The organism is Acinetobacter sp. NIPH 284, from assembly GCF_000369425.1.
GTDB lineage: Bacteria > Pseudomonadota > Gammaproteobacteria > Pseudomonadales > Moraxellaceae > Acinetobacter.
Map to the genome: position 1 here is coordinate 48286 of NZ_KB850003.1, position 7970 is coordinate 56255.

At 38.8% G+C, this 7970-nt stretch carries 11 protein-coding genes, 2 tRNA genes and 1 CRISPR repeat array; of the genes, 8 read left to right on the forward strand and 5 right to left on the reverse strand.

The genetic code is table 11. The features are described from left to right. Positions 1–129 precede the first annotated feature (129 nt). Positions 130–1220, forward strand: a protein-coding gene (locus F908_RS15810; RefSeq protein WP_155756586.1) for an IS4-like element ISAba33 family transposase whose coding sequence is annotated in 2 segments (ribosomal slippage) — positions 130–670 and positions 670–1220 — 1092 coding nt in all. Because the reading frame shifts where the segments join, the coding sequence is not laid out codon by codon here. Positions 1221–1367: 147 nt separating this feature from the next. On the opposite strand, the gene F908_RS00255 is transcribed toward F908_RS15810, so the two are convergent. The 4 genes from F908_RS00255 to F908_RS00270 form a co-directional block, all read right to left on the reverse strand. Further along, a complete protein-coding gene (locus F908_RS00255) occupies positions 1368–1760 on the reverse strand; it encodes a hypothetical protein (RefSeq protein WP_005155349.1) in 393 nt (130 codons plus the stop codon). Positions 1761–1769: 9 nt separating this feature from the next. Beyond that, on the reverse strand, positions 1770–2612 hold the full coding sequence (locus tag F908_RS00260) for a ParA family protein (RefSeq protein ID WP_004665257.1): 843 nt from the start codon (positions 2610–2612) through the stop codon (positions 1770–1772). A gap of 80 nt (positions 2613–2692) precedes the next feature. After that, a complete protein-coding gene (locus tag F908_RS00265) occupies positions 2693–3085 on the reverse strand; it encodes a SirB2 family protein (RefSeq protein ID WP_005155351.1) in 393 nt (130 codons plus the stop codon). Between the two features lie 9 nt (positions 3086–3094). Beyond that, the gene (locus F908_RS00270) at positions 3095–3403 is read right to left on the reverse strand and encodes a BolA family protein (RefSeq protein ID WP_004665260.1); all 309 of its coding nucleotides are present in this window, start codon (positions 3401–3403) and stop codon (positions 3095–3097) included. A 189-nt stretch (positions 3404–3592) separates the two neighbouring features. On the opposite strand from F908_RS00270, the gene F908_RS00275 reads away from it, so the two are divergent. Both F908_RS00275 and F908_RS00280 read left to right on the forward strand, forming a co-directional pair. Beyond that, a tRNA-Gly gene (locus F908_RS00275) sits at positions 3593–3668 on the forward strand. A 44-nt stretch (positions 3669–3712) separates the two neighbouring features. Then, a tRNA-Gly gene (locus tag F908_RS00280) sits at positions 3713–3788 on the forward strand. A 334-nt stretch (positions 3789–4122) separates the two neighbouring features. On the opposite strand, the gene F908_RS00285 is transcribed toward F908_RS00280, so the two are convergent. Next, positions 4123–4350 carry a helix-turn-helix domain-containing protein gene (locus F908_RS00285; RefSeq protein WP_000587224.1) on the reverse strand — a complete coding sequence of 76 codons (228 nt, stop codon included), beginning with the start codon at positions 4348–4350 and terminating at the stop codon, positions 4123–4125. Positions 4351–4462: 112 nt separating this feature from the next. Between F908_RS00285 and F908_RS00290 the strand changes: the two genes are divergently transcribed. The 5 genes from F908_RS00290 (at position 4463) to F908_RS00310 (ending at position 7512) form a co-directional block, all read left to right on the forward strand. Further along, complete coding sequence (locus F908_RS00290; RefSeq protein WP_000122748.1) at positions 4463–4672, forward strand: hypothetical protein; 210 nt, start codon at positions 4463–4465, stop codon at positions 4670–4672. 19 nt (positions 4673–4691) lie between these two features. Further along, positions 4692–5873, forward strand: a complete 1182-nt coding sequence (locus F908_RS00295) for a site-specific integrase (protein WP_005155352.1) — start codon at positions 4692–4694, stop codon at positions 5871–5873. Further along, the gene (locus tag F908_RS00300; RefSeq protein WP_001084945.1) at positions 5866–6117 is read left to right on the forward strand and encodes a hypothetical protein; all 252 of its coding nucleotides are present in this window, start codon (positions 5866–5868) and stop codon (positions 6115–6117) included. The genes F908_RS00295 and F908_RS00300 overlap by 8 nt, the downstream gene beginning before the upstream one ends. 65 nt (positions 6118–6182) lie before the next feature. Beyond that, positions 6183–6755 (forward strand): DUF1376 domain-containing protein, encoded by a 573-nt coding sequence (locus F908_RS00305; RefSeq protein ID WP_005155353.1) that lies wholly within the window; start codon positions 6183–6185, stop codon positions 6753–6755. 10 nt (positions 6756–6765) lie between these two features. Beyond that, positions 6766–7512: an ATP-binding protein gene (locus F908_RS00310; RefSeq protein WP_005155355.1), complete on the forward strand. Its 747-nt coding sequence runs from the start codon at positions 6766–6768 to the stop codon at positions 7510–7512. A gap of 103 nt (positions 7513–7615) precedes the next feature. Next, positions 7616–7944: direct repeats of the CRISPR family, unit length 29 nt; unit sequence TTTTCTAAGCTGCCTATACGGCAGTGAAC. Positions 7945–7970 lie beyond the last annotated feature (26 nt).

Here is a 7970-nt window from a genome sequence, read left to right on the forward strand (position 1 = left end):
CCTTAAACGAATTTGAAGCAAAAAAACAAATTTAGAGGAGAAAATTAGACTATAAAAACTTTGTACACGACAAAAGAAGATAACTCATTGAAATAATGGCATAATACTTGTTTTCTGACGACGAATATGATGACACATTTCAATGAGTTACATCTCATCTTAAACAAATATCTAAAGTGGAACAAGTCACATGTAAAATGTTTTACACTGATTATGCTGGCATTAATTGTAAAACAGACATGTAATCTTTCTTCCGCATCTAAAGCCTTACCCATCAAGTGCTCACCACAATCATTTTATCGACGTATACAACGCTTCTTTGCAGATCAGTATTTTGATTATCGTCAAATTTCTCAGTTGATTTTCAATATGTTTTCATTCGACAAAGTGCAACTGACTTTAGATAGAACCAATTGGAAATGGGGAAAACGAGATATCAATATCTTGATGTTAGCCATCGTCTATCGTGGAATAGCGATACCTATTGTTTGGACATTGCTCAATAAACGTGGAAATTCAGATACAAAAGAGCGTATTGCTTTGATTCAACGCTTTATCTCCATTTTTGGTAAAGACCGTATTGTGAATGTGTTCGCAGACAGAGAATTTATCGGTGAGAAATGGTTTACATGGTTAATTGAAAATGACATTAACTTCTGTATACGTGTTAAAAAAACTTCATTGTGACCAATCACTTAGCAAAGAATCATAAAATTAGTGATTTATTTCGTCATCTTCAAGTGGGTCAAACTGAATGTCGTAAACGACGTATTTGGGTTGGTCGAGTGAAACTGTATATTAGTGCGCTACGATTAGAAGATGGAGAACTTTTACTTGTTGTTTCTCCTATGTTTAATGCTTCTGCTATTCGTGATTATGCATTACGCTGGGAAATCGAAACCTTATTTAGTTGTCTCAAAGGACGTGGATTCAATCTTGAAAATACTCGTTTAACAGACCCTAGACGAGTCAAGAAATTGATAGCAGTACTAGCTATCGGTTTCTGTTGGTGCTATTTAACAGGTGAATGGCAACATGATCGAAAAAAAGCGATAAAAATAAAGAAGCATGGACGACTTTCAGTAAGTTTATTTCGATACGGTTTGGACTATGTTCAAATGGCTATTCTACGTTTGATTGGTTTTGGAAAAAAAGAAGAATTTAAGAAAGTGCTCGCAATTTTAAGGAAGAAAAAGCCTGATAGGACAAGGGCCCTATGAAATTTGTCGTGTACAGAGCTATAAAAATTAAAGAAATGAATATAAAGATTACTAAGACATTGTTTTATATATTTTTATCTTGAAATATTTTGCTAAAATTTAGTTATTTATCACTGTAGTAAATTACAGTGATAAATGAATTTCAACTTATGATTTTGAACGTGGCTTGACCACAATTGCACAACCTTTGAACTGTGCAGCTTGCACAATTGCATCCTGCTGTCCAAGCACATTGGCAAGCTCGGTATTCTTGGTGTTCATCGACTGACCCATATTTAATGAGATTGTTGGCGAAATTCCCCAACCACCGCCTCTTGCCCAACCACCACCAAGTCCAATACCGACACCAACCCCAGTACGTTTAGGTGTCTGCACACCATTATCGATGTATTGTTGAATACGATTATATTCAGCTTGCAACTGTTGGCAGTTTAAAGCTTGGTACTGAGTTGGTGAAACATAAGACGGCTTAACCGTTGATGCGCAAGCACCTAATAACATACTGAGTGCTACCACAGGCATCCAATATAAGCGTTTCATAAGATTCTCTTATTTTTTTGATTCAATCTCACCAAATAAAGTGACGTAAGCTAAGGTCAACTTATGTTCTGATGCCAAGTGAATCAAGGGTAAATTCTTTTGATGTGATTCTTTCATCAACACGGATGGCGGTAACATGCTTTCTAAAACAGGCAAACCTTCATCTTTTAATTGCTGAACCACTTCACGCGGTAACTTTGCTTGAGACTGGAATTGATTTACGACGATTCCTTCAATCTCTAAGCGATCATTATGATCATCTTGGGTTTCGAGTACATTTTCAATCAAAGTTTGTAACGCGCGTTTCGAGAAGACATCACAATCGAAAGGAATCAATACTCGGTCTGCTGAAATTAATGCTGATAACGTAAAAAAGTTAAACGCTGGAGGAGTATCAATAAAAATACGGTCATAACGCGCACTCAGGGACTGAATCGAGTCGCGTAACTTATAAATTTTGTGCTTACTTTCTAATGCATGCTCCAAAGCACCAAGACTTGGACTTGCAGGAATCACATCTAAGTTTTCAAAAGATGAGCGATGAACGTAACTTTCTAAACCCTTACCACGTGGTGCTTTCAAAATGGAACCAATTGCATTACCAATCAGGCCCTTTTGCTGCGTGCTTCCCAAAATATCTTCAAAGAAATTTTCAATGTTTGGCTCTAGTGCTGCTTTGTCAGCAGAATATGTTGCATCTTCACCTAAAAGGTACTGGCTTGAATTTGCTTGTGGGTCAAGATCAATCACCAAAGTTCTTAAACCTTGCTTAGCACTAATTGCAGCTAAGTTGACTGTAATACTTGATTTCCCTACACCACCTTTTTGGTTAAATACCACACGAGTTAACATGATTTCCCTCTACAAGATTTTTGTAAACTGCACGCAGTTTAACCTAGTGCAAAAACAATTACTAAAACAATGTCAAACAATTACGCAAAAACAGGTTTAATGATGACTAAGCCAATAATACCAACCAATGCCACTGTACCGACCAACAAACCTGCACGGCGCTGTTGTAACAACACGCTGTTATCTTTTTTATAAATTTTGATTAAAGATGACCAAAGTACAAAAAAGAGAATCACTTTGGCATAAAACCAAGGCGCGACCTCAAAGTTTTTCATCACCACTAAAATAGCACCTGTCACAATAATCAGCGTCAATGATAAATGTTGTAAGCCAACGAGTGCTTTAAATCCCTTTGGATTTGGCTGCTGATCCTGAACACCAACAAATAAAGTCGCTGCACGAAAAACAAAAGCAATAATCAGCAAACTTACAGCGGACATATGAATAATTTTGGTAAGTAAATGTGCGTCCATGATCCATCCTTAACTTTTAGGTGCGTGTGCACATTCAGGACTGGCTGGCGCTTGACCTTGCCATTCACTAGGAACGTAAGCATGAATTGCTAAAGCATGAATTTTACCAGGACTCATTAGTTCAGCAGCCACAGCATAGATTTTTTGATGACGCTGTACTAAACGTAAACCCTGAAACTCCTCACTCACCACAATCACTTTAAAATGTGATTCTTTTCCTGGGAAATAGCCTCCATGTCCAGCCGACTCATTCAATACCTCCAAATGGGTCGGTGTTAAGGTTTGCAAACGCTCAATCAACTGTTGCTCTAATTTCATCAGCCACTCTATAAAGTCAGATTGTGATAGCGCCTTAGTATACATGACCCTAGATGAAGAGAAAATTTTGTACAAAATTTTGCCTTTTAACTTTTTTAATCGCAGAAATGCTTTAATTTTATGCAATTAATTAATTTATTTGCATAAAGTTGTTGACCCTTGTTTTGCTTAATGTATTATAAGCGGCACGCGGGAATAGCTCAGTTGGTAGAGCATAACCTTGCCAAGGTTGGGGTCGCGAGTTCGAGTCTCGTTTCCCGCTCCAGTTTGGTTTTTTAAGTGTAAGTTTTAGTAAAAACTGCTCAATATGCGGGAATAGCTCAGTTGGTAGAGCATAACCTTGCCAAGGTTGGGGTCGCGAGTTCGAGTCTCGTTTCCCGCTCCAAATTTAAAAGGCCCTAGTCGAAAGATTAGGGCTTTTTTCTTGTTGATTTTATTATATTTTTGAAAATTCCGCCTTCCTTTGTGATTCAATTCAATAAAAAATATTCTTAATGTAATTTGTATTTTGTGACCAAGATGTGACCATGGCGTGCCCACGACAATAAAAATGGTCTTAATTGATCTCAAATGCTCTCATTCCATCTCTACTTTTTAGCCCCCTCAGAGCTTTTTTGGCTGTAAAAAACACCTAACTCTTTTCAAAGCACAGTATTTTTTACCAATCGTTCAATAATTTGTGACCATTTCACTTTTTGATGTGACCATTTGTGACCAAACTAGTCATTATCATTTTGATTATTATCAATTTTCTTAAAAATCAATAAATCACCCACTCCCACATCTAATGCAATACAAATTTTATCAATGGTTTCAAAATCAATCCGTACAGATTCATCATTATAAAGTTTGTGCAAAGTAGATTTATTAATTCCAGTACTTCTTACCAAATCAGCAACCTTAAGTTTCCTTTCTGCTAATAAAACTGCCAAGTTTGAAATAATCATAAAATTTCCTACTTAAATCATAAAAAGTACTTGCAACAACATAAAAATATGATAATTTATGTCTTAGGAATAATTTTTCCTAGTTACCTAGTAAAAAATATGAGGCTCTATTATGTCATATACCTATCTCACAGCCCAGCAACTGGCTGAAAAAATCCAGTACGACGCTCGTACTATTCGCAACCAGCTAAAGGACAGTGTCTTTATCGAAGGTGTTCACTACATCCGTCCTTTTGGTGGTCGCAAAATTCTTTTTGTTTGGGAACGCATTGAAACTGAAATGCTTAAATTCACTGGTTTAAGCATGGATGCCCTGCAATAAGGCTTAGGAGGTTTAACTGATGGCTACCATCCGGGAACGAAGTGGCAAACTGATTGCCGATTTTCGCTACATGGGCATTCGTTGCAGAGAAACAACTAGTCTTGAAGACAATGCCTATAATCGTCGTATTTTGAAAAAACGTCTCGAGCAGCTGGAGGCGGAAATTACTTTGGGAACTTTTGAATACGAAAAGTACTTTCCAAAAAGTAACCGTGTTGAGGAGTTTAAGGAAAAAAGAAGTAAGCAAATTGCTGTACAGACCAAAGTTCCTCTTTTTAAAGAGTTTACTGAATTGTGGTTAAAACAGAAACAAGTTGAATGGAGAACCTCATACCAGCAAAAGGTTTCAATTGTGATCAAAAACTATTTGATTCCTGCTTTTGGTAATCAGGTTCTCTCGAAAATCAAGAAGTCAGACTTGCTGAACTTCCGTGCCTCTCTCGCCAAAGTGACTCACGGAAAAAATCAGACAAGTCTGAAAGCATCGAGAATCAATCAAATCATGACGCCTTTACGTATGATACTCAATGATGCGGCTGAACGATACGAGTTTGAGTCGCCTTATAAAAATATTAACAATCTGAAGGAAAGCAAGATTGAAGTCACACCTTTTTCTCTGGAAGAGGTGCATAAAATTCTTACCACAGTGCGTGAAGACTTCCGCCCCTATTACACCATTCGCTTTTTTACGGGTATGCGTACCAGTGAAATCGATGGTCTGCAATGGAAAAATATCGACTTACAGCGTCGTGAAATCCATATCAGAGAAGCGTTAGTGAATGGTGTGCTTGGCGGAACCAAAACTTATGGTTCTGACCGCACGATCCAGATGAATGACCGCGTTTACCAAGCCTTTATGCAACAGAAAAGCTTAAATAATGGTAAATCAGAGTTTGTTTTCTGCAATCGTGATGGTGGACCTCTCGATTACCGTCTGGTGAATAAACGTGTCTGGCATCCGATCTTGCGCTTTCTAGGATTGAAGTCTAGAAGAGCCTACCAAACACGTCATACAGCAGCAACTCTATGGCTGTCAGCAGGAGAAAATCCGGAATGGATCGCACGTCAATTGGGACATTCAACGACTGAAATGCTATTCCGGGTCTATAGCCGTTACATCCCCAATGTTACGCGCCGCGATGGCAGTGCATTTGAAGCCATGCTGGAAAAACTAAATACAGAGGAGCTTGCACATGAATAGTAAAGCTTTCTTTGGTGGTGTGGTCGTCAGCCCTGAAGCAGATATGGTCGCTCGTGAACTCATTCATGAGTTACACATTCCCAAACTGCACAATCTGGCCTTTTTGCTGGAAATCAATAAATGCTTCGATGACCACCAAGCATTGAGACTCTGGTTACAGCGAATGCTGGATGAAGGGCAAGCTCATTACGATGACTTGGCTCAACAGGCCCGTCTCCGCTTAATGAGTCTCGCTCACTCATAAAACAAACATAAAAGGTCATCAAATCGATGACCTTAGCCCCTTTATACCTATAAAAAGGTCAACATATGAATAAAGATATTTCAATTTGGATGCCACTCTATATTGGCGACCTACAGGCGAAATTTGCACGAATGACAGCAGAACAAATTGGTGCGGCACTGCTGTTAATGATGGATTTCTGGAAAAATGGTGCCATTCCTCATGATTTAGCAACGGTATGCAGCATCACGAAATTACCGCAGCACACCAAGGCTAAAACTTTGTTAAATACGCTGATGGCCCTAGAATTGTTTGAAGTCGAGTCTGAGCAGATTCATTCAAATTTCTTAAGCAGTTTAAAAAGCCAGGCATTGCAAAATCAGCAAATGAAATCTGATAAAGCTAAAAATGCAGCTCAAGCACGTTGGGGGAAATCCGCTAGTAATGCTCAAGCATCAACCAAGCAACGAAAAGTAAATGCTCAAGCAACTCCTGAGAAGAGCTCGAGTATTACTCAAGCCATGCTTGAATCATGCCCTTCATCTTCATCTTCATCTTCATCTTCATCTTCATCTTCATCTTCATCTTCATCTTCATCTTCATCTTCAAATTTTGAAGAAAAAAATGAGAGTTTTTTAGAAAATTCAAAGTGGATTTAGGAGATCATTCATGAATACCATGCTTAAAACACTCCAGTTTCGCGCAAAAACAACGGAAACACTTTGCGCTACCCATCATATACCCCTGATGGAAATTGCAGGTCACAGGCTCTGTAAATTGTGTGCCAAAGAAACCGTCCATCACTCAAATGCAGCCTATGAGGATGAACTGCAACAGCGATTGCTACAACAGAAAATCAAAAACTCAGGGCTCAATAAACGCTATCTGGACCGTGGCTTCAAGAATTTTGTAGTTGCATGTCCTGCTCAAGACAATGCCATCAAACTATGTCAGGCTTTTGCACAGCAGATTATTTCTGGTCACAATCCGAACATGTTGATGATTGGTACACCGGGTACAGGTAAAACCCATCTGAGCGCATCAATTATTCGCAACATTCTGCATAACAGTACAAAGTCTGCACGCTACTATACCAGTGCAGAAATTGCTCAAAAAATGATGGATACCTGGTCAGATACTTCACGCTCTGAGAAAGAAGTCATCGACCATTTCTCCAGTTTTGATTTATTAGTGATTGATGAATATGGCCTGCATGACCGGCATGAAAAACGCCTAGAGATGGTACATAAGGTTCTATATAGCCGTTATGACAATATGAAATCTACCCTGCTGATTTCCAATTTCACAGTCCAAAATATGCAGCGGGATTTAGGTGTAAGATTATGGTCACGGTTGCATGAGAACCATTTGATTGTAGTGCCGTGTTATTGGGATGACCGACGAATTAGCGGATAATCGCAACTCTCACTTAAGCCAATTATCTCACTGAAATAATTGGCTTTTATTACAAGAATTACTTACAGAATATCTCGCTTGCATAAGTATAACTGAAAATAATACTTCTAAGCTGCCTATACGGCAGTGAGCCCCGCTGTTCTCGGCTCATAGGCTAGGGCATTTTTCTAAGCTGCCTATACGGCAGTGAGCAATCAATTGGTGGGCAAGCACCTATTATTTTTTTTCTAAGCTGCCTATACGGCAGTGAGCAGATGAAAGCCGACATGCACAGCACCATTATTTTTCTAAGCTGCCTATACGGCAGTGAACATATTCTGATGCAGAAGCTAGTAAGTCAGTATTTTCTAAGCTGCCTATACGGCAGTGAACCGCTGCTGCTGGTGATATGAGCTATAGCTCTTTTTCTAAGCTGCCTATACGGCAGTGAACACCATGAATACATGGCTGTAGAAGCT